Annotated in this window: 14 protein-coding genes; 7 read left to right on the top strand and 7 right to left on the bottom strand. The window is 65.0% G+C overall.

Annotation, left to right across the window (positions count from 1 at the left end):
* Positions 1–84: 84 nt before the first annotated feature.
* From AZL_RS01645 to AZL_RS01630, 4 genes are all read right to left on the bottom strand, one after another.
* Positions 85–3117 (bottom strand): bifunctional diguanylate cyclase/phosphodiesterase, encoded by a 3033-nt coding sequence (locus AZL_RS01645; RefSeq protein WP_148219161.1) that lies wholly within the window; start codon positions 3115–3117, stop codon positions 85–87.
* Positions 3118–3466: 349 nt separating this feature from the next.
* Positions 3467–4009: an invasion associated locus B family protein gene (locus AZL_RS01640; protein ID WP_042442334.1), complete on the bottom strand. Its 543-nt coding sequence runs from the start codon at positions 4007–4009 to the stop codon at positions 3467–3469.
* Between the two features lie 179 nt (positions 4010–4188).
* Complete coding sequence (locus tag AZL_RS01635) at positions 4189–5046, bottom strand: pirin family protein (RefSeq protein ID WP_012972933.1); 858 nt, start codon at positions 5044–5046, stop codon at positions 4189–4191.
* 210 nt (positions 5047–5256) lie between these two features.
* Complete coding sequence (locus AZL_RS01630) at positions 5257–6699, bottom strand: ammonium transporter (protein WP_012972932.1); 1443 nt, start codon at positions 6697–6699, stop codon at positions 5257–5259.
* Between the two features lie 600 nt (positions 6700–7299).
* Between AZL_RS01630 and glgC the strand changes: the two genes are divergently transcribed.
* Together glgC and glgA are read left to right on the top strand one after the other, a co-directional pair.
* Positions 7300–8571 (top strand): glucose-1-phosphate adenylyltransferase, encoded by a 1272-nt coding sequence (gene glgC / locus AZL_RS01625; protein ID WP_012972931.1) that lies wholly within the window; start codon positions 7300–7302, stop codon positions 8569–8571.
* Between the two features lie 133 nt (positions 8572–8704).
* Complete coding sequence (glgA, locus tag AZL_RS01620; protein WP_012972930.1) at positions 8705–10174, top strand: glycogen synthase GlgA; 1470 nt, start codon at positions 8705–8707, stop codon at positions 10172–10174.
* A gap of 17 nt (positions 10175–10191) precedes the next feature.
* Here glgA and AZL_RS01615 read toward each other — a convergent pair whose 3' ends face one another.
* Positions 10192–11091, bottom strand: a complete 900-nt coding sequence (locus tag AZL_RS01615; RefSeq protein ID WP_012972929.1) for a LysR substrate-binding domain-containing protein — start codon at positions 11089–11091, stop codon at positions 10192–10194.
* Between the two features lie 88 nt (positions 11092–11179).
* Between AZL_RS01615 and AZL_RS01610 the strand changes: the two genes are divergently transcribed.
* From AZL_RS01610 to AZL_RS01595, 5 genes are all read left to right on the top strand, one after another.
* Entirely contained in the window at positions 11180–12406 is a 1227-nt protein-coding gene (locus tag AZL_RS01610; RefSeq protein ID WP_012972928.1) for an MFS transporter, read from the top strand.
* Positions 12407–12635: 229 nt separating this feature from the next.
* Entirely contained in the window at positions 12636–13040 is a 405-nt protein-coding gene (locus AZL_RS01605; protein WP_012972927.1) for a toxin-antitoxin system TumE family protein, read from the top strand.
* Positions 13024–13383 carry a helix-turn-helix domain-containing protein gene (locus AZL_RS01600; protein ID WP_148219160.1) on the top strand — a complete coding sequence of 120 codons (360 nt, stop codon included), beginning with the start codon at positions 13024–13026 and terminating at the stop codon, positions 13381–13383. The genes AZL_RS01605 and AZL_RS01600 overlap by 17 nt, the downstream gene beginning before the upstream one ends.
* 130 nt (positions 13384–13513) lie before the next feature.
* Complete coding sequence (locus AZL_RS35210; RefSeq protein ID WP_012972925.1) at positions 13514–15646, top strand: hypothetical protein; 2133 nt, start codon at positions 13514–13516, stop codon at positions 15644–15646.
* Between the two features lie 882 nt (positions 15647–16528).
* Entirely contained in the window at positions 16529–17008 is a 480-nt protein-coding gene (locus AZL_RS01595) for a hypothetical protein (protein ID WP_148219159.1), read from the top strand.
* Between the two features lie 71 nt (positions 17009–17079).
* On the opposite strand, the gene ppdK is transcribed toward AZL_RS01595, so the two are convergent.
* Positions 17080–19773, bottom strand: a complete 2694-nt coding sequence (gene ppdK, locus AZL_RS01590) for a pyruvate, phosphate dikinase (RefSeq protein ID WP_012972923.1) — start codon at positions 19771–19773, stop codon at positions 17080–17082.
* A gap of 364 nt (positions 19774–20137) precedes the next feature.
* Complete coding sequence (locus tag AZL_RS01585; protein WP_012972922.1) at positions 20138–22390, bottom strand: sensor domain-containing protein; 2253 nt, start codon at positions 22388–22390, stop codon at positions 20138–20140.
* Between the last annotated feature and the right edge of the window lie 184 nt (positions 22391–22574).

Genomic DNA, 22574 nt, shown 5'->3' with positions numbered 1-22574 from the left:
CGAAAAGCCCCGCATGCGAAAACGCCCCGCAGATCCTCTGCGGGGCGTTTTCGCTTCCGAAACCCCGCGAACGGGCCAGCCCGCTCAGGAAACCGGAACCGGCGGCCGGCCCGTCCCGGCGGTGGGCATGCCGACCACCACGTCGTGCCGGACGAAGGGCAGACCGGCCCGCCGCTCCTCCCAGGCGACCAGGAAGGCGTCGATGCGGTCGGCGGGCAGGGGGCGGCTCACGAAATAGCCCTGGATCAGGTCACACCCCATCTGCGCCAGAACCTCCCACTGGGCGGTGTCCTCCACCCCTTCCGCCACCACCTTGCGGGTCAGGTCATGGGCGATGCGCGAGATGGACGACACCATGCTGCGCGCATCGGGCCGGCGGTGGACGTCGTTGATGAAGGCCTTGTCCAGCTTCAGCGTGTTGATCGGCAGCGTCCGCAGATAGGTCAGCGAGGAATAGCCGGTGCCGAAATCGTCCAGCGCGATGTGGATGCCGGCCCGCCGCAGCAGGTTCAGCTTCTCGATGGCGGCGTCGAGCGAACCGATCATCTGCGATTCGGTGATCTCCAGCTCCAGCCGGTGCGGCGGCAGGCCGGTGTTCGCCAGAATCTCCAGGACCCGCGGCACGAAGTCGTGCTGGGCGAGCTGGACCGCCGACATATTGACGCTCATCGTCACCTCGCCGGCCCCGCGGCAGGCCAGACCGACCGCCTCGATACAGGCGGTCTCCAGCACCCAGAAGCCGAGCGGCACGATCAGGCCCGAATCCTCGCAGACGGGAATGAAGCGGTCGGGCGACACCGGGCCCAGTTCCGAATCGGTCCAGCGGACCAGCGCCTCGAAGCCGCGGACCCGCCCGTCCGCCGTCGCGACCTGCGGCTGGTAATGCAGGGAGAAGGTCTGCCGCTCGAAGGCCAGCCGGGCGCGGCTGAGCAGCCGCATGCGCTCCACCACATTACGGTTCATGTCGGAGGTGAAGGTGCAGATGCGCCCGCGCCCGCTGTCCTTGGCCCGGTACATGGCGGTGTCGGCATTCTGCAGCAGATCGTCGAAGCAACGGCCGTCCCAGGGATAGCGGGCGATGCCGACGCTGCAAGACACGAAGAAATGCTGCCCTTCGACCAGGAAGGGGGCCGCCATCGCCTGCTCCACCCGCCTCGCCACCTCCACCGGCTCTTCGGCGTCGCCGCCCTGCACCACCACCACGAACTCGTCACCGCCCAGCCGCGCCAGGAAAACCCCGTCGCCGGCCCCCTTGCGGATGCGCAGGCCCAGCATCATCAGCAGCTCGTCGCCCGACTTGTGGCCGAACCCGTCATTGATGAACTTGAAATTGTCCATGTCGAGGAACAGCAGCGCCAGCGGCGCGGCATTGCCGGACGCCTTGTTGTCGGCGATCAGGCGATCGACATGCTGTTCCAGCGTCAGCCGGTTGGGCAGGCCGGTCAGCGGATCGAAATGGGCCAGATGGTCGAGCCAGGCCTGCTGCCGCTTCTGGTCGGTGATGTCGGTGTAGGAACCGGCCATCATCGTCGGCTTTCCGCCCGCGTCGAAGGTGGCCTTGCCGGTGGCGTAGATCCACAGATAATTGCCGTCGCGGTGGCGGACGCGATATTCCGCCCGGTAATCCGGCAGCTCGCCGGACAGGTGACGCTGGAGCGCCTCGGCCGCCAGCGCCTGATCCTCGGGATGGATGCGGTCGGTCCAGGCCCGCCGCGAATCGATGCTGAGGGCATCGATGCCCAGTAGCTCCTCCACCCGCCCGGACAGGACGCGGATGTCGTTGACGATGTCCCAGGTCCACAGGATGTCGCGGGAGGATTCCGCCACCAGCCGCATCCGCCTTTCGCGCTCGCGCAGCGCGTCCTTGCTGGCGGTCAGCTCCTCGACCTTGCCCTGCAATTCCCGGCGCGATTCGCCGAGCGCCTGGTTGCTCACCTGCAATGCCGCTTCGGCCATCCGCCGCTGGCGCAGCGCGAAGGCCAGCAGCAGCACCATGCCGGACAGCAGAAGCAGCGCGCCGCCGACCGACAACACCAGCCAGCGGTAGGTCTCCAGGAACGAGAAGGGCTTGTTGACCAGCCGGTCGATCGGCCCGGTCTGCGCCGCGATGGCGGCCAGATTGAGCCCATGATGCTCGACCTGTTGGTAATCGATCCCGCGGATGAAGGAGCTGTCGGCCGCCACCAGCTGCTGGGACAGCGGACGGACCGGCGCGCTCCCCTTCAGCAGCTCCGCCACCAGCCGTCCCACGGCACGGCCATGCTCCTGCGCGCTCAGCAGGCTGCCGCCGACGATGCCATGGCCCAGCAGATACTCCTGCAAGCCATAGATCGGCGCTCCGCTGCCGGCGCTCAGCAGCTCCAGGAACTGCTGGGGCGGCAGCACCAGCCCGTTGGGATCCGTGGCGTAGCTTCCCAGCAGCACGGCACTGTCGGGCGGCAGGGCGGCCAGCCGCTCCTCCAACTGCGGCAGCGGCAGATCGGGCAGGACCAGCCGCTCCAGCCCGGCGGGGATGCGCCCGGCCGCCGCCAGCGCCGCGACCTCGCCGTCCAGCACGATCCCCGATTCGGTACGGTCGCGCAGCAGATACAGGCGCTTCAGCCTCGGGTTGGCCGCCAGCGCCATGCGCACCGTCCCCTCGATGTCCTTGGCCTCCTCCACCCCGGCCACATTGCTCTCACCCAGGGTCAACCGGCGCGCCGTCGCCGCGACGACGCCGCCATGAACCAGCGGCACCGGGCCGTAGATCTCGCGCCGCAGGTCCAGCGCGAAGGCCAGCGCCGCGTCGTCGGTGGCGATCACGGCATCGACGGTCCCCTTGGGATGGCGGTAGGCGATCAGCGCCCGCAGGCGCTCCAGCCCATCCGGGTTGGGATAGCGCTTCCAGTCCAGGTAATAGGTGACGCCCATGGCGGTGGGCGCAGCCACCTCCAGCGACTCGGCGATGCCGGCCGCCTGCCCGTCGGTCCACTCATAGCCCTGGTGATAGGAATGCAGAATCAGCACCGTGCGGTTCGGCGCCGTCGCCCGGCCATCGGCGGCCGGCATTATGGCCGCCAGCAGCAGAGCCAGCATCAGGACGAGGCTGGGCCTGCCTATGATGGACCATCCGGCCATGGGGTATCCTTCGATCTCGGGGACCCGAACCACCCTTCAGCCACCATATCACCAATCGTATGGCCCCTGAAGAGTTAGGTCTTCTGACATCAAAGGATATGCAGCGCGCCGAATTCGGCGCCACAGGATTCTAGTAAGGAGTTCCCCTAGGGACCGTCCCGGATATCATTGTTAATGCGGGTCAGCCCATTGGGAATCCCCAAGCGCCACGCGCATCGACCGCGGGAATATTTACCGCCCGCCTTTTCCCGACTTCACATCGCAATTTATTAAAAGGCAGTCATCCCCCATCCCGGCCGGGCAACGCCCGGCGTGGACAGGGGGGCGAACGGGGAGACGCTCCCGGCCGTCATTGCAGGCCGCGCTGCATCTCCTCGAAGGTGCGGGAGAAGCCGTTCAGCGGGAAGTCGATGTCGCGCTTGCCCTGGCGGGTGGTGATGCGCACCAGGATGGTGGTGCCGTTGCGGAACTGGTCGGCGACGCGGCCCGACACGAAGTTCGGGAACATGCACATGTTCAGCGTCGCCACATGCGATTCGATGCGCGGCTGGCGGTCGACGCGGATGGCGCAGCGGTCGAGCAGGCCCTGGCTGGTGGTCAGGAACAGGTGGAAGTCGTTGCCGGTCGGAATGATGCTCAGCGCGATGAAGCCGACATCCTTTCCGTCATCGAACAGGCGGTAGATCATCAGCCGGCAGGTCTTGCTGTCGGTCATCCGGTCGATGTCGCACTGGTTGGTCCAGGCGCCCTCCGGACCGAAATCGGCGGCGGCCTTGGCGACATCCAGCGCCACGGCCGGCTTGGCGGTGACCGGACTTCCGGCCAGCGTCACGGCCAGAAGCCCCGTGGCGATCACCGCCTTGAAGCCACCCAACAGACCCATTGCACGCATCGCTCCGGCTCCTCGCCATCATTCGCGTTAACACCGAAAGCGCCATGATAACCGGGGACGGCGGGGGCGCAAGGAACGAGATGCCGCGCTTGCACAAGAGCTTGAACAAGGGCTTGCGCGAGATTTCGCGCAAGGGGACTCGCGCAGGGGGTTCAGGCGCGAAGCGCGGCATCATGGGATCAGATGCGCCCTTCCTCGAAATCGCGGAAGGCCTGCATCACCTCCTCACGGGTGTTCATGACGAAGGGACCGCCCCAGGCGATGGGCTCGCCGATCGGCGCGCCGGCCAGCAGCAGGAAGCGGGCACCCTCCGGCCCGGCCACCGCCTCGACCCGCTCGCCGTCGCCCAGCACGATCACCCGCTGGCCCGAGAGCGGCCCTTCGTCGCCAACCGTCAGCGTGCCCTCGGACAGCACCAGGAAAGCGGTGTGGCCGGCGGGCAGCGGCTCGGCGAAGGCGACGGACGGCGGCAGCACCACGTCGAAATAGCGGGCGTCGGTCGCCTCGGCCCGCACCGGGCCGGCGGTGCCGCGGGCGGTGTCGCCGGCGATCACGGTGACCGTCGCCCCCTCCTCTCGCCGCTCCACCGGGATGGAGGCGGCCGGGAATTCCTGATAGCGCGGCTCGGTCATCTTCAACCGGGCCGGCAGGTTGATCCACAGCTGGAAGCCGCGCATCAGCCCTTCGGTCTGCTCCGGCATCTCCGAATGGATCAGGCCGCGCCCGGCGGTCATCCACTGCACGCCGCCGGTCTCGATCACCCCCTCATGCCCATGATTGTCGGCATGGCGCATGCGGCCGGCGAGCATGTAGGTCACCGTCTCGAACCCGCGGTGGGGATGGTCGGGGAAGCCGGCCAGATAGTCGTTCGGCCGGTCGGAGCCGAACAGGTCCAGCATCAGGAAGGGATCGAGCGTGCGCAGGCGCGGCGTGCCAAGCATGCGGGTCATGCTGACCCCGGCGCCGTCGGAGGTGGCCATGCCCTCCACGGCGGCGAGCACCGGACGGACACCGGGGATGGCGGGCTGGGTGGACATGGCGGCAACTCCTGACGGACATCGTGGCGAATGTCCCACAGTTAGTCCGTCGCGGCCGCGCCGTGAAGCCGGCACGCCCGCGCCACAGCGTTCCTCCCCGCGCAACAATCCCAACGGGCGACCCTCCGCCGGAAAGGGCCGGACGGACGAAAAAGGCCGCCGGAGAACCGGCGGCCTTCTCGAAGAGACCCGAGGGAAAGGGAGTGTGTCTTAGTGGATGCTTTCGCCATGCAGGGCGAGATCGAGACCGTCGCGCTCGACATCCTCCTCGACGCGCAGGCCCATCACCACATCGACGACCTTCAGCAGGATGAAGGTGGCGACGGCGCACCAGACGACGGTGTAGGCGATGCCCTGGACCTGGATCCACAGGGCGGCGGCGTTGCCTTCCAGCATGCCCAGCGTGGCCTTCGGGTCGGCTTGCAGGACGGAGGCGAAGCCGCCCTCGCTGTTGGACACCGACATCTTGGCGAACACGCCGGTCAGCAGGGCGCCGATCAGGCCGCCGACACCATGCACGCCGAAGGCGTCCAGGCTGTCGTCATAGCCCAGCATGTGCTTCAGGCTGGTGGCCGACCAGAAGCAGATCACGCCGGCGACGATGCCGATGATGATGGCGCCCGTCGGGTCGACGAAGCCGGCGGCCGGGGTGATGGCGACCAGGCCGGCGACGGCGCCGGAGATGATGCCGAGGATCGACGGCTTGCCCTTGACGATCCACTCCGCGAACAGCCAGCCCATGGCGGCGCCGGCGGTGGCGATATGCGTGGCGGCCATCGCCATGCCGGCGCGCGGGCCGGCGGTCAGGGCGGAACCGGCGTTGAAGCCGAACCAGCCCACCCACAGCAGCGAGGCGCCGATCAGCGACAGCACCAGGTTGTGCGGCATGAAGGCGTCCTTCGGATAGCCCTTGCGCTTGCCGATCACCAGCGCGGCGACCAGGCCGGCCACACCGGCGTTGATGTGGACGACCGTGCCGCCGGCGAAGTCGAGCACGCCAAGGCCGAACAGGAAGCCCGACGGATACCAGACCCAGTGGGCGATCGGCGCATAGACCACGATCGACCACAGGGCGGTGAAGACCAGCAGCGAGGAGAACTTCATGCGGTCCGCGAAGGCGCCGGTGATCAGCGCCGGGGTGATGATCGCGAAGGTCATCTGGAACATCATGAAGACCGGCTCGGGGATCGTCGTCGGAACGCCGGAGCCCGTCGCCTCGCCCAGGACGAACGCCTTGGTGAAGTCGAGACCGTTGAGGAACAGCCGGTCCAGCCCGCCGACATAGGCGCCGGTGCCGCTGAAGGCCAGGCTGTAGCCGATCACGTACCACAGGACGCTGACCAGGCAGGTGATGGCGAAGCTCTGCATCACCGTCGCCAGCACGTTCATCTTGCGGACCATGCCGCCATAGAACAGCGCCAGGCCGGGGATGGTCATCATCAGCACCAGCGCCGTGGAGACCAGCATCCAGGCGGTGTCGCCGCCATTCAGCGCCGGAGCCGCCGGCGCGGCGGCAGCGGTGGCGGTGGCCGCGGCCGCCGCCGCCGCAGCGGCGGCAGCCGCCGGATCCTGGGCAAGGGCTGCGGCCGGCAGGCCGACGGCGCCCAGAGCAACCGCCATCATCGGTGCGGCCAGAAGGAACAGACGGTTCATCGAGGCTCCTCTTTCTCCAAAATCGCTCCCACCCCCTTGCGGCCGGCGCGGCACCGGAGGTGTTCCGCGCGCTCGGGCACCGCATCGGGGCGACCCCGTCCCGGTCGCCCCGTCCCCGGCAAAGACGGGGCGGCGGACGGGACCAAGGACGCCTCCACCTTTACAAGAAGCGTGCCAGCCGAAAATGGCTCGGAATCGTCAGGGCTGTCGGGCGGCGGACTCCCGAACGGGCAGCCTCCTACGAGTCGCACCCAGCCCTTGCACAGAAAATGAGCATATGCCGATTCCGACATTTCGCCGCAATTTTCGGGCTTTCGACGGATCGGCCGGGCCGGAAACCGGGATCGATGACAGCGTTTTGGCTGCCATTCCGGCAAATGTCCAAAAAATAGGCAGGCAATGGCCCGCGCGGCGATCACCGGCCCCCTCTTTCCGCCTAGGACCGCGGAGGGAGGCGGCGGGGGACGGGCGGCGGGTCGGCCGATGCGCCCCCACCGCCGGGCCTATTGGACATGGCGGCGAGATGTGGCACCGTCAACGCCTCCATCGGGAATGCCGCTCGCACGCGGCCGCAAGAATAAGGCAAAGGGAGTAACGGCCATGCTCGACAAACGCGATCTGCGCCTCGCGCCACGACGTGCGGTGGCGCTGGTGCTGGCCGGGGGACGCGGAAGCCGCCTAAAGCAGCTGACCGACCGGCGGGCCAAGCCGGCGACATATTTCGGCGGCAAGTTCCGCATCATCGACTTCGCGCTGTCCAACTGCGTCAATTCCGGCTTCCGCCGCATCGGCGTGCTGACGCAGTACAAGTCGCACAGCCTGCTGCGCCATCTCCAGCGCGGCTGGAACGTGTTCCGCGGCGAGATGAACGAGTTCTGCGACCTGCTGCCGGCCCAGCAGCGTGTCAGCGAGACGGAGTGGTACCAGGGCACCGCCGACGCCGTGTATCAGAACCTGGACATCCTGCGCGACCACGAGCCGGAATATGTCCTGATCCTGGCCGGCGACCACATCTACAAGATGGATTACGGCGCGCTGCTGCTCGACCACATCGACCGCAAGGCCGACGTCACCGTGCCCTGCATCGCGGTTCCGCGCGAACAGGCGACCGGCTTCGGCGTGATGCACATCGACGAGGAGCGCCGCATCATCGATTTCGTCGAGAAGCCGGCCGACCCGCCGCCGATGCCCGGCCGGCCCGACATGGCGCTGGCCAGCATGGGCATCTACGTCTTCAACGCCCAGTTCCTCTACGAGCAGTTGGAGCGCGACGTCGCCACCCCCGGTTCCAGCCGTGATTTCGGCAAGGACATCATCCCGCATCTGGTGAAGTCGGGCGCCCGCATCATCGCCCACGACTATGCCGACAGCGCAATCATCGACGCGCCGGACGACGCCCCCTACTGGCGCGACGTCGGCACCATCGACGCCTATTGGGAAGCCAATCTCGACCTCTGCCACGTCACGCCGCAATTGAACATGTACAACCGCGACTGGCCGATCTTCACCTACCAGGAACAGCTTCCCCCGGCCAAATTCGTCTTCGACGACGAGAACCGGCGCGGCATGGCGGTGGACAGCCTGGTGTCTGGCGGCTGCATCATCTCCGGCTCCACCGTGCGGCGGTCGCTGCTGTTCAGCTCGGTCCGCGTCAACTCCTACAGCGAGCTGCACGAGGCGGTGGTGCTGCCGGAATGCGACATCGGCCGCCATTGCCGCCTGCGCAAGGTGGTGATCGACCGCGGCGTCAGCATCCCCAACGGCCTCGTCGTCGGCGAGGATGCGGAGCTGGACGCCAAGCGCTTTTACCGCAGCGAGGGCGGCGTCGTCCTGATCACCCGCGAGATGATCGAGAAGCTGCCGAAGGAGTAGGCGGCATTTCGCCGCTCCCCTCTTTTGGACCATCACCATGGCCCCGCGCCGATGCGGCCCGGCTCCCCACCGGCCCCGCATCGGCGCCATACCATGAGCGCCCCCTCCCGCCTTTCATCCGAGTGCCTTCCCGATGCGCGTCCTCTACGTCACGTCCGAATGCTACCCGATGGTCAAGACGGGGGGGCTGGCCGACGTGTCCGCCGCCCTGCCGCCGGCCCTGAACGCCGCCGGCGCCGATGTCCGCCTGCTGCTGCCGGGCTATCCCGCCGTTCTGAACAGCCTGCGGAACCTGCACGAGGTCGGCGACCTGATCACCGACCTGCCCGGCTGCGATCGCGCCCGGCTTCGCGTCGGCACCACGGCGGACGGGGTTCTGGCCTATGCGCTGGACGCGCCGTCGCTGTTCGACCGTCCCGGCAACCCCTATCTCGGACCGGACGGCAAGGATTGGGCCGACAACGCCCTGCGCTTCGCGGCGCTGGCCTGGGTCGCCGCCGGCTTCGCGGCCGAGAAATCCTATGACCCGTGGTGGCGGCCCGACATCCTGCACGGCCATGACTGGCAGGCGGCGCTGATCCCCGCCTATCTGACCCTGCGCCCCGACCGTTTCGCCGGCCCGGTCCGGCCGGGCACGGTTCTGACCATCCACAACATCGCCTATCAGGGCCTCTTCGGCCCCTGGCTGATGGGCGATCTCGGCCTGCCATCGTCCAGCTTCCGCATCGACGGGGTGGAGTATTACGGCAATGTCAGCTTCCTGAAGGCCGGTTGCTTCTACGCCGACCGCCTGACCACGGTCAGCCCGACCTACGCCAACGAGATCCAGACGGCCGAGCATGGCACCGGCCTGCAAGGCCTGCTCGCCAGCCGGGCGGATGTCCTGACCGGCATCCTGAACGGGGTCGATTACGCGGTGTGGGATCCGGCGAGCGACCCGCATCTGCCCGCCCGCTACAGCGCCGACGATCTCGGCGGAAAGGATTCCTGCAAGGCCGACCTGCAATCCGCCTTCGGCCTGGACCGCCGGCCGGATGCCCCGCTGGCCGCCGTGGTCAGCCGCCTGACCTGGCACAAGGGCCTCGATCTGGTTCTGGAGGCCGCCGGCCAATGGGTGTCGTGGGGCGGCCAGCTGGTGGTTCTGGGCAGCGGCGACGCCTCCAGCGAGGCCGGCTTCCGCCAGCTCGCCCAATGGCATCCGCACTCCATCGGTGTGCGCATCGGCTATGACGAGCCGCTGTCCCACCGCATCCAGGCGGGATCGGACCTGTTCCTGGTGCCGTCCCGCTCGGAGCCCTGCGGCCTGACCCAGCTCTACGCCCTGAAATACGGCACCCTGCCGCTGGTCCGCCGCACCGGCGGCCTCGCCGACACGGTGATCGACGCCAACCCGGCCGCCAGCGCCGACGGCAGTGCTACGGGGTTCCAGTTCGTCAACGCGACGGGCCAGGAGCTGCTGTGGGCGCTGCGCCGGGCGCTGGGCGTCTATCGCAAGCCCGACCGCTGGCAGGCGATGCAGCACCGCGCCATGACGCGCGACTTCGGCTGGCACGGGCCGGCGGAGGAGTACATGGAGCTGTATCGGGGGCTTGGGGGACGGTAAGGCCGAAGTAGGGGCGTTCAGCCGGCCCCGGCCGCCACCAACTCGGCGCGCAGCCTGACGGCGGTCGGAGAGGGGAGTGGCGGCAACAGCAGGAACAACTCCACCTCCGCATCCCGGTCGGCCAGCGGACGGAAGGCGATATGGCCGGAGCGGTGGCCCGTCACCGCCGCCGGCACGATCGCGATGCCGGCCCCCGCCCCGACCAGCCCCAGCAGCGACGCCATTTCCGCCGTCTCCAGCGCGATCCGCGGACGCAACCCCGCGGCGGCGAACAGCCGGTCGAGCAGTTCGTTGAGCGCGGTACCGAGCCGGCGCGCCATGATGACGAACCGCTCGTCGCCGAGGTCGGCCAGCGCCAGCCGGTCACGGCTCGCCAGGGCATGGTCCTGGGGTATCGCCACCATCAGCCTTTCCCGCGACACCACGAGTCGCCGGTCCGCCGGCCAGCCGTCCGCCGCCTCCGGCAGGGGACCGCGCACGATGGCCAGATCGACGCGGCCGGCCTCCACCTCCCGTGCGCAAATCCGGGTGGTGTTTTCAAGCAGCCGAATGTCCACCGCCGGATAGCGGCGGCGATAGCGGGCGATCGCCAGCAGCACCTCGTCGGAATAGAGCGCCGAGGCGGAATAGCCGATGCGAAGGCTGCCGACCTCGCCGCCGGCCACCCGGCGCGCCGCCTCCGCCCCGGCCGCCGCGCTGTCCAGCACCTGACGGGCATAATGCAGAAAGGTCTCCCCCGCCGGGGTCAGCCTTACGCCGCGCCGGTTGCGCTCGAACAGCCGTACACGCAGCCGGTCCTCCAGCCCCTTGATCTGCTGGCTCAGCGGCGGCTGCGACAGGTTCAGCCGGGCGGCGGCACGGCCGAAATGCAGTTCCTCGGCGACGGCGACGAAACAGGCGATCTGACGAAAATCCATCGCAGCCGTCCCATTGATTTGATTCCCGTATCACAGCGATCGAAGTCAGTATTTCACACGGCCGCCGGCGCGTGTCTAGCTTGGCGGCATGACAGCCATTTCAGACGAACACAACCGGTCCGGCGTTACCGCAGCGACACCGGCGGCGCCCTGGCGCGACCATTGCGTGATGCTCTGCTGCGCCATGGTCGGCTTCAGCAGTCTCTATCTCACCCAGTCGCTGGGCGGAGAGCTGCAAAGGCTGCACGGGCTGTCGGTGCGGCAATGCGCGGCGCTGCTGACCGTGACGACGCTGGGGCTTGCCCTGGCTTCGCCGCTGGCCGGGTTGCTGGTGCAGCGGCTTGGCCTGCGCCGCGCCCTCGTCATCGGGCTGACGCTGCTCGGCCTGCTGGACGTCGGGCTGGCGGTGGCGGGCGGCTTCGCGGAGTTGCTCGTCCTGCGCGCGATGCAGGGCGCCACCATGCCGATGGTGCTGTCCGCTCTGCTCGCCGGCATCGAACGGCAGCCCTCCACCCGCGCGGCGCTCGGCATGTCGGCGACCTATGTCATGGGGACGGTCTGCGGCGGCATCGTCGGGCGCCTGGGACCTGCCTCGCTGATCCCGTCCTTCGGCTGGCCGGCGGCCTTTCTGACCATGGCGCTGCTGCATGGCCTTGCCCTGCTGCCGGCGCTGACGCTGGCGTCCGAGCGGAGCGGTCCGGCCCGGCAGCCTGCCGGCGATCCGCGAAGCCACAGCCGGGAGAAGGGCGCCTGGGGCCTGCCGGCGGTCTATGCCGGCGGTTTTGCCCTGCTGTTCTCGCAGATCGCGGTCTTCACCTATATCGCCTTCCGGCTGGCGGAGCCGCCCTTCGGCTGGAGCACCGCCATGCTCGGCAGCCTGTATCTGGTCTTCCTGCCGTCGCTGGTCTTCGTCCATGGCACGCGGCGTGTCGTCAGCCGGATCGGCCATGGCCGGACCGTCGCGGCGGGCGCCCTGCTGTCCTGGCTCGGCCTGCTGATGACGCTGGCCGGGTCGCCACTGCCGGTCATCGCCGGCCTCGTCGTCTTCAGCACCGCTGTCTTCTTCCTCCAGGCGGTACTGGCCCATGCGCTGAGCCTGTGCGGCGGCACCTCCGGCGCACGGGCCAGCGGTGGATATCTGTTCTTCTACTATCTGGGCGGGAGCCTGGGGTCGTTGGTTCCGGCTCTCCTCTGGCAGCGCTTCGGCTGGGCCGGCTGCCTCGCCCTGATCGCCCTGCTGCAATTGGCCACCGCCTTTCCCATGCTGACCAAACGGCGGGCCATGGCGCCGACGGTGGAAACCGCCGGCGACTGATCCGCCCTCCGGCCCCCTCCCCTCCGCAAACTTCCCCTCCCCCCTGGGGGGAGGCTCAAGGTGAGGAGGCAGCAAAGGCGCCAGCCTTTGCCAGGGGATCGCGAAGGGGCAGCATGCCCCTTGCGGCGCGCGAAAGCGCCCCCTCCACCCTCTCCCATCGACCCTTGTCCTTATATCTTTCGGAGATATACAATGAACCCATATTGAAGGGTATATTGGAATCCGATATATGGTTGATGAAACGGTTGAGCGCCTTCTCGGATATCACCGGCGGCGCTACTGGCTGGAGAATGGGTGGAGCCTGCGGTTTCGCCTCTGGCGGACGCCAGTCACCGCGGAGAAGCCCCACGGCATGCGTTATTCGCTGCCCCTGCATGATGTGGACGGCACCCGCCTGATGGGCTTCGACAACGCGCATGGAGTCGGCCGGGAAACCCGCTTCGACCATGAGCACCGTTATGGCCGCGTGGCCGATCCGGTTCCCTACGCCTTCACCGGAGCGGACGCGCTGCTGAGCGATTTCTTCGCGGCGACGGAGCGCGCTTGCCAGACGGCGGGTGTCGCGCTGACCATCGCGATGGAAGACACCGAGGATGACGACGACGGAGGGACCGGCGATGCGGACCTTGCATGATGTGCGCGACGAGATGCTGGCGGTCGCCCAGGGCACCCGCCCGGTTCCCCCGGTGCGGTCGGTGACGGATGGCGAGTCGGTGTCCGGCCTTCTCGGCGTGCTGACCCCGGCCAACCGGGCGTTGATGCAGTTGATCGCCACCGAAGGCCCGGAGACGGTCTCCCGCCTCGCCCAACTCGCCGACCGCGCACAGCCGAATGTCTCGCGAGCCCTGCAAGACTTGGCAAAGCACGGTCTGGTGCGGTTGGTCCGCGACGGCATGAGCATCCGGCCGGAACTGGTCGCGGCGGAGATCGATGTCGATCTGGTGCAGGGGACTTGCCGGGTGGTGGCTAGGGAATAGTAGATCGCCTCTCGTGCCATGTCGCTACCCTCGCCAGAATCACAATGAAACGCTGCACAGCAGAGAACGCTCCGCTTGAAAGAAATGGCACCCTGCCTTAGGGTTACCCCTATAGAAAACGGGGGAACACATGCCGCAATTGTATACAGAAAAACAACTTGACGCATTTCATCAGGCCGCAGCGTCTCTGAAGCTATATAGCCGCTCTGAGCTTAGCGACGAAAGTAACCGCTCAATCATAGAGCAACTCTATGTAGACCCTCTGCCAAATGATCAAGTTTTCAAGACATTGTTAGCAGATAACACTACACTGATAATCGGTAGAAAGGGCACTGGGAAATCAACAATTTTCCAACGCGCTCAGCATGAGATAAGAAAGAACAAGAAAAATATTATTTCTTCCTATATGGATATACGCAATGTTTATGAAGCTTCTCAGGTAGACTCCGCGACAATTGAGAAAGCAGCACAGTTAAATTCTACGCTTCCCGCAGATGAAATTAAGCGCCTAATGTTATATCTGTCTTTCTTTCGAGCCCTTATCAGTGGTATCCGCGAAGACTTATATAAACAGGTTGAGCTTAGTTTTCTTTCGCGTCTTAAGGAACGGTTTATGGGAAGTGCGAAAGAGATATTTTCTAATCTTGATGAGATATTACAACGCCTAAGCAATCCGAAATTCGAGAGCATTTCCGGATTTGTGAGCATAGAGACCGCAGCAGTTGAGAAATATACAAACAAGAAAATATTCGGCGCCTCTCTGGACTCATCACTTAGCTTAGAAAAGCCATCCCTAAGCTTGAAGAGTGAAGCAAAAGGAGAATTTGGCGACGAGCACTCATTTGATGAAAAATACGCAAATGTGATGATGAGGGTTGTAGGTATCAATGAGATTATTGACGAACTGAAGAACGTCTTGGACACTATAGGTGTAAAATACCTCTATGTTTTTCTTGATGACTTTTCAGAACTCCCTCTCCCGGAAATGAAGATTGTTGTGAATGCAATTATATCGCCTTTCACACGTTGGTCAGAGTTTATTAGATTTAAAATAGCTGGCTACCCCGGAAGAATATACCTGGGCAGCCTAGATAAGACTAAGATTGAAGAAGTTTACCTTGACATACATGCAATGTATGGATCGAACGACGTTTCCACGATGGAAGAAAAAAGCATTCACTTCACAAAAAGAATAGTCGAAAAAAGACTTTCATACTATTGCGGAAAAGATGCCGAAGCTTTTTTCGACACCTCTTCAAGCGATATATGGAGAACAATGTTTTATTCGACAGTAGCAAACCCAAGAATACTTGGGCATATTATGTTATATGCCTATGAATCAAATTTGCTATTTCAGAAGCCGATTGGCATTAAAGCAATACAAGAAGCAGCTAAGCGTTATTATGAAGAGAAGGTTTCCTCTTTCTTTTCTTCAGGTCGCTTCCGAGACACTTCCTTTCATGAACGCTCGTCTATCTACTCCCTCAAAGAGCTCTTAGAGGCGATTGTTTCAAGATCAAAGGAACTGAAAAATTACAAAGATTCACGGATAACGAAGGTTATATCTGGCAGAACTCCTTCTAGCCACTTCTTTGTATTAACAACCTATGATGACCTCCTTACCACACTTGAACTGTCTTTCTTTGTAACAAAATACTATGAGCAGTCTGACAGAGATGGAAGAAGAGTTTCTGTATATTGTCTAAACTACGGACTATGTGAAAAATTCCAGATTGCGTTTGGAAGACCTTTAAATCATCCAATGATCCGGGAGGCAAGAGCTTACTTCATCGAAAGAATATTTGATTATAACGGCATCATAAGAGCTTATCTTCAGAAAAATCAGGAGATTAAATGCGATTCATGCCACACAGCATTTGACATAGACAAATTGTCAGCACTCCAGATGTTTGGGATGAAATGCCCCTCATGCGCTTCTGGACGGGTATCTGTTGTCAATCTATCGAAAAAATATTCAGATCTGTTAGACGGGGTCAGCATTGAACTCCTACTTCCAGAAACTGAGCTGGGAATGCTCCAAATTTTACATGCTGAACAAAGGTCGATGTATGCGTCTGAAATTGCAGTTGACCTTGACTGTTCGGGCCAGCTCATTGGTCGACGTGCAAAAAATCTTGCAGATCGAGGCCTAGTAGCACGAGAACAAGCTGGTGCGGTTAAAGCATATAGAATTACACAAGCCGCAGAAGCCGCATACTTTAGTGACAGTGCCGCCGGAGAATTAGATGTTCCAAATGATTAATCAGCTTCTTCGAAGATAGCTTTCTATTTAAGGTGAAATGGGGGCGGCCTCTGCCGCCCTCCAAGCGCGCTTCCCAATGCTTTGAGCCTTCGTTCTGTACTCTCTTAATCCGTATCAACTGGAGCACTCCACACTCGCTACATATGTTCGGTGATGAAAGTGCCCGATGGCCGAACTTTCAACCGTATCCGAACCAGTTGATGACGATGCGCTACACACCCCATCGCCGAAGCGCGGTTCCAAGTTGCGGTCGACCAAGCGATCCCCTTGCGCGATGTCGCGGACTGGCTCGATAGCTGAGGCACTCTCAACGAACGACCAGCCCTATCGCCGCGGTAGACCACACGTCTGCCACGCCTTTCCCACACACCCTTACCGCCAACGGCCATCCGCGATAGGACTATAAGCCTCAACCGCCCGAGGAGTCTCCTGCATGCATCGCCAATGGTGCCACGCCCCCTTGCGCCCATTCTCCCGCACACCCGCCCCGCCGGATGGAACAGTGAACGGCCCCCGGAAAACCGTTCCAAACTGTTCCAAACGTTCCATCCGACCACCACCACCCCTGCCGGGTGCCCCAAATGGAACAGTGAACAGTCCCCCGAAATCCGTTCCACGCTGTTCCACCCGCCCACCTCCGCCCCCGAAACGAACCATCCCCCTTCCCTCACGGGACACGTCGACCATCCGTATGCCGCGGCAGGTCTTGCCCCTTGACCGTTTTCCAGGGGAAGGAATCGTCCGCTCTCAGGCGGCAGAATCTGCCCGCGCTCCCGTCGAGCTTGCGAATATCGACAGGAATACAGGCTCGCGTCGCACTCGCCCGCTCGGCCCGAAAGTTGCAAAACGCCCACTCGTGGAAATCCGCAAGTGGAGGGGGCGATGGCTGGCATCGGGCAGATTGGCGGGATGCTTCCCTTGTTGTCGAACATGATTCCGGTCAACCCCGCCCGCGCCGCTCCCGATCCCGATGTGATCAGGAACGCCCGCGCGGCGATGGAGCGGATGAAGGCGGAGCCCGACGCCGCGCAGACGGCGCGGTTCTTTGCGACCAAGGCCCACAGCGTATTGCGCAGGAATGGTGAGATCGCCGCCATCCAGTGGTCCGATGGCACCACGGAGGTCAGGAAACCCACAGGCCAGCCCTGGGATAAGGAGAGGCTCATTCAGCAGGGCATGTCCTCCGGGTTGTCGCAAGGACAGATGAACGACCTCTATGTTCGTGACTTGGCCAAGACCCTGGGGGCCGGCATCTCGATCGATCGTTACGACGGGCGCGCAGATGCGCCGAGCCGGCGTGACTTGATGGATTCGCCTGTGTCAGGACCGGCGCGGGGACGCCGCCTCTCCCTGGTGGCGTAATCCCCCGAAACGGAACGGCCCCCTTCCCTTGCGGGAAGAGGGCCGTCGTCGTTTCAGCTACCCGGTTCGGCTCAGTCGCGCTTGACCGTGTCGCTGTTCAGCGCCGCCTGCGCCGCCGCCAGACGGGCGATCGGCACGCGGTAGGGCGAGCAGGAGACATAGGTCAGCCCGATCTTCTCGCAGAAGGAGATCGAGGCCGGGTCGCCGCCATGCTCGCCGCAGATGCCGAGCTTGATGTCCGGACGGACCTTGCGGCCGCGCTCGGTGGCGATCTCCACCAGTTCGCCGACGCCGGTGACGTCCAGCGACTGGAACGGGTCCTGCTCCAGGATGCCCTGGCGCTGGTACTCCGGCAGGAAGCTGCCGGCGTCGTCGCGCGACAGGCCCAGCGTGGTCTGGGTCAGGTCGTTGGTGCCATAGCTGAAGAACTCGGCCGACAAGGCGATCTCGCCGGCCTTCAGGGCGGCGCGCGGGATCTCGATCATCGTACCGGTCAGATACTCCACCGTCACCCCGGTCTCGGCCTTCACCTGCTCGGCGGCGCGGTCGATCACCGCCTTGAGGATGTCGAACTCCTTCCTGGTGATGATCAGCGGGATCATCACTTCGGGAATGACGGCCTCGCCGGTGGTCTTGGCGACCTCGGCGGCGGCGGCGAAGATGGCGCGGGCCTGCATCTCGTAGATCTCGGGGTACGAGATGCCCAGGCGGCAGCCGCGATGGCCCAGCATCGGGTTCGCTTCATGCAGCTGGATGGTGCGGTGGCGCACCCGCAGCGGATCGGTGCCGGTGGCCGCCGCCACCTCCGCCATGTCCTCCTCGGTGTTGGGCAGGAACTCATGCAGCGGCGGGTCGAGCAGGCGGATCGTCACCGGCAGGCCGGTCATGATCGTGAACAGCTCGACGAAGTCCTTCTTCTGGAAGGGCTCCAGCTTGGCGAGCGCCTTGCGGCGGCCCGCCTCGTCCTCCGCCAGGATCATCTCGCGGACGGCCAGGATGCGCTCCGGGTCGAAGAACATATGCTCGGTGCGCGACAGGCCGATGCCCTCGGCGCCGAACTTCCGCGCGGTGCGGGCGTCCAGCGGGGTCTCGGCGTTGGCGCGGATCTTCATCCGGCGGATCTTGTCGGCCCAGCCCATCAAGGTGGCGAAGTCGCCCGACAGCTCCGGCTGGATCGTCGGCACCTCGCCCAGCATCACCTCGCCGGTGGAGCCGTCGATGGTCAGGATGTCGCCTTCCTTGACGGCGACGCCACGGACCGACATCTGCCTGGTCTTGTAGTCGATGCGCAGGTCGCCGGCGCCCGACACGCAGGCGCGGCCCATGCCGCGGGCCACCACCGCCGCGTGGCTGGTCATGCCGCCGCGGCTGGTCAGAATGCCGCGGGCGGCATGCATGCCGTGGATGTCCTCGGGCGAGGTCTCGATGCGGCAGAGGATCACCGCCTCGCCCTTGCCGGCCATCTGCTCGGCCTCGTCGGCGGTGAACACCACCTTGCCGGACGCGGCACCGGGGGAGGCGGGCAGGCCCTTGGCGATGATCCTGCGGTCGGCCTTGGGGTCCAGCGTCGGGTGCAGCAGCTGGTCGAGCGAGGCCGGGTCGATGCGGCGCACCGCCTCGTTGCGGTCGATGACGCCCTCGTTCGCCAGATCCACCGCGATCTTCAGCGCCGCCGGAGCGGTGCGCTTGCCGTTGCGGGTCTGGAGCATGAACAGCTTGTTCTGCTGGACGGTGAACTCGATGTCCTGCATGTCGCGATAGTGCTTCTCCAGCGTGAGGCGGACCTCGTTCAGCTGGTTGAACACCTCCGGCATCACCTCCTCCATGGCGGGGAGGTCGGACTTGTTGGCGAGCTTGCCGGCGACGGTCAGATGCTGCGGCGTGCGGATGCCGGCGACGACGTCCTCACCCTGGGCATTGACCAGATACTCGCCGTAGAAGGCGTTCTCGCCGGTCGACGGGTTGCGGGTGAAGGCGACGCCGGTGGCGCAGTCGTTGCCCATGTTGCCGAAGACCATGCACTGCACGTTGACCGCGGTGCCCCAATCGGCCGGGATGTCGTGCAGCTTGCGGTAGGTGATGGCGCGGGCGTTCATCCAAGACCCGAACACGGCGCCGATGGCGCCCCACAGCTGCTCCTGCACATCCTGCGGGAAGGGCTTGCCCAGCTCGCGCTCGACCGCCTTCTTGTAATCCTCGATCACCGCCTGCCAATCCTCGGCCGACAGGTCGGTGTCGAGGTTGTAGGACTTGTCGCGCTTATGGTTGTCGAGGATATCCTCGAAATGGTGATGCTCAACGTCGAGCACGACGTTGGAGTACATCTGGATGAAGCGGCGATAGCTGTCATAGGCGAAGCGGCCGTCACCCGAGCGCTTGGCGAGGCCGGCGGCGGTGGCGTCGTTCAGGCCCAGATTCAGTACGGTGTCCATCATGCCGGGCATCGACGCGCGGGCGCCGGAGCGGACCGACACCAGCAGCGGGTTGACCGGGTCGCCGAACTTGGCGTCCATCGCCTGTTCCAGCCGCGCGATGGCGGCATTCACCTGCACCGTCAGCTCCGGCGGATAGGAGCGGCCGTTGGCGTAGAAATAGGTGCACAGCTCGGTGGTGATCGTGAAGCCCGGCGGAACGGGCAGGCCAAGATTGGCCATCTCGGCCAGATTGGCGCCCTTGCCGCCCAGCAGGTTCTTCATATCGGCCCGTCCTTCGGTGGCACCGGCCCCGAAGCTGTAGACCCACTTGGATTCACCCTGGCTCGCCATCGCGGATTTCCTCTCGCCCCATGGTCGTCCGGCATGCGGGTGCTCCCCTTGTGCTCCACGGGCGATCCACCGGGCGGGTCCTTTCCGCTCAGCGAAACGCCGTGGTCAGTTTGCTTGACCGCACATGCCGCTGAGTGGACCTTCTATCGCCCCAAACGTTGGGATACAAGACAGTCGCGTGGCCTAGATCGGGATGACCCGCGCTTCACCGGCAAAGGAGCGTTGCGACTATATCGTATTGGCCGGAACCCATTACTCCGGCGGATGGGCATAACACCGATTCGACCGGCGAATTGCCGCCGAAGTACCCCGCAAATTCAAAGAAAACCGGACGAACCACGGGACCATTTCCATCGCAAATGTTTCAGAAGCTGATGCAGTCCTCGGGCGGACAATCGACCCAGTCCTTGCCCTCGTTCGCCAGCCATTCCACCAGGGCCGCCGCCGGCATCGGTCGGGCGAAGCGGTAGCCCTGGCCGATGGCGCAGCCCTCCGCCTCCAGCATGAGGTGCTGGGCCTCGCGCTCCACCCCCTCCGCCACCACGGTCAGGCCCAAAGCCTCGCCGATCTGGATGATGGCGCGGACCAGCGGCCGGTTGGCGGCATCGATGTCCAACTCCTTGACGAAGCTGCGGTCGATCTTCAGCTCGCCGACCGGAAAACGCTTCAGATAGCTCAAGCTCGAATAGCCGGTGCCGAAATCGTCGATCGACAGGGTGACGCCCAGGGCGTGCAGGGCGTCCAACGCGTCATGGACGCCGCCCTCCTCCGTCATCATCAGCCGCTCGGTGATCTCCAGCGTCAGATCATTGGCCGGGATGCCGTTGGTGGCCAGCGCGGTGCGGACCTGATCCGGCAGGTCGCCGCGGGCGAAACGGACGGCGGAGACATTCACCGCCATCCCCGGCACCGGAACCCCCGCCGCGCGCCAGCGGCCGAGCTGCGCCACCGCGGTTTTCAGCACCCAGCTGTCCAGCCGGTCGATCAGCCCGCACTCCTCGGCCAGCGGCACGAACTCCGTCGGCGGCACCGCGCCCCAGCGCGGATGGGTCCAGCGGATCAGCGCCTCGACCCGGTGCAGGCAGCGCGGCCTCAGCCGGACCTGGGGCTGGTAATGCAGCTCGAACGGCGACTCGCCCCCGGCGCAGCCCGTCTCCTGCCGCTCCAGCGCCTCGCACAGCGCCGCCTCCATCTCCAGCCGGCGCACCGCCTGTTCGTTGATGTCGCTGCGGAAGAAGTGGCAGCGGTTGCGCCCGGCCTGCTTGGCCCGGTACATCGCCGCGTCGGCCTGGCGCAGCAGCGTATCGAAATCCAGGCCGTCGTCGGGATGGACGGCGATGCCGATGCTGGCGGTGGGAGTCAGCGTCAGATCGGCCACCGTCATCGGCACCGACAGGGCGGCGAGCACCCGCTCGGCCAGCAGCGAGGCATGGGCGGCGTCGCAGCCCGGCAACAGGGCGACGAACTCGTCCCCGCCCAGACGGGCCAGCGTATCGCCCTCGATGAACAGGGGGCGCAGGCGCGCCGTCACCTCCACCAGCAGCCGGTCGCCGACGGCATGGCCGAGAGAATCGTTGACGGTCTTGAAGCGGTCGATGTCCAGGAAGATCACGGTCACCGACTGGCGCGTGCGTCCGGCGAGCGCGAGCGCCGCGGTGGCGCGGTCGGCCAGAAGCTGACGGTTGGGCAGCCCGGTCAGCGTGTCGAAATAGGCCAGCCGGTTGATCTCCGCCCGTGCCCGGTCATGTTCGATGGCGAGCGCGCAGAGATGGGCGCAGGCCTGGACCAGAGAGCTGTGGAAAGGAGAAACGGCGCGCGGCTTACGGTAATAGAGCGCGAAGCTGCCCAGTATCCGGGCACCACGACCCTTGATCGGATTCGACCAGCAGGCGGCCAGCCCGTGCGCCTGCGTCTCCGCCCAAAACGGCTTCCAACGCGGATCGGTGGCGATGTCGGCCGACATGATCGCCACACCCCGGCTCATCGCGCTGCCGCAGGCCCCGACATCCGGCCCGATTGGAAAGCCTTCGATGCTGGCGACATAGGCGGCGGGCAGGGAGGGCGCCGCCGCCACCCGCATGCGGTTCTCGTCGTCGCACAACATCACCGAACAGGCGGCATCCGGCGCGCAGGCCTCCACCTGCCGGCAGAGAAAGTCCAGAACCTGCTTCAGCGATCGCCCGGCGGCCACAAGTTCCAGCACATTCTGCTGGAGGCGGGCCACCGCCTCCGCCCGCTCGCGCTCGTCGAAACAGCGCATCGCGCAAAGAAGGAACGTCTCGTCCCCATCGGTGAGCGGCTGCCATTGCAGATCGACGGGGATCGCATCGCGTTGGGGCAGCCGCAAGGCGCCGGTTCCGGGTGCTGGATGGTCCCCCCGCACCCCGTCCCACACCGCACGCCAATCATACCCGCCGAGATCGAGCAGGTCCGGCAGCGAACGGCCGATCATCGCCTCCGGAGGGCTGCCGGCCAGTTGGCAGAATCCGGGATTCACTCCGATGATGATGCCGTCGGCCGACATCCAGACCAGCGCCGCGCTCCATTGCGCGGCGGTCACCCGCAAGAGGCGATCGGACGGCAGACGGTCGTCCAGCGCGGTCCCGGCCGAATCCATGACCCCTGTGCCTCCGGACAAGCTTCGGGAACGCCGCGCCGGCGCCCCATGGACCCAGCTAACATGAGCACAGGCGGCGCGGTCAAGATTCGTCGCGCTCCGGCCATTACGCTATTTGCACACAAGAATAATTCCAAGGGGCATGGAGGGATCGTCTTTGCACATGCGAAAAGGAGGAGGCGGT

This window comes from Azospirillum sp. B510, from assembly GCF_000010725.1.
Taxonomy (GTDB): domain Bacteria; phylum Pseudomonadota; class Alphaproteobacteria; order Azospirillales; family Azospirillaceae; genus Azospirillum; species Azospirillum lipoferum_B.
This window is presented reverse-complemented; position numbering and strand designations above follow the sequence as displayed.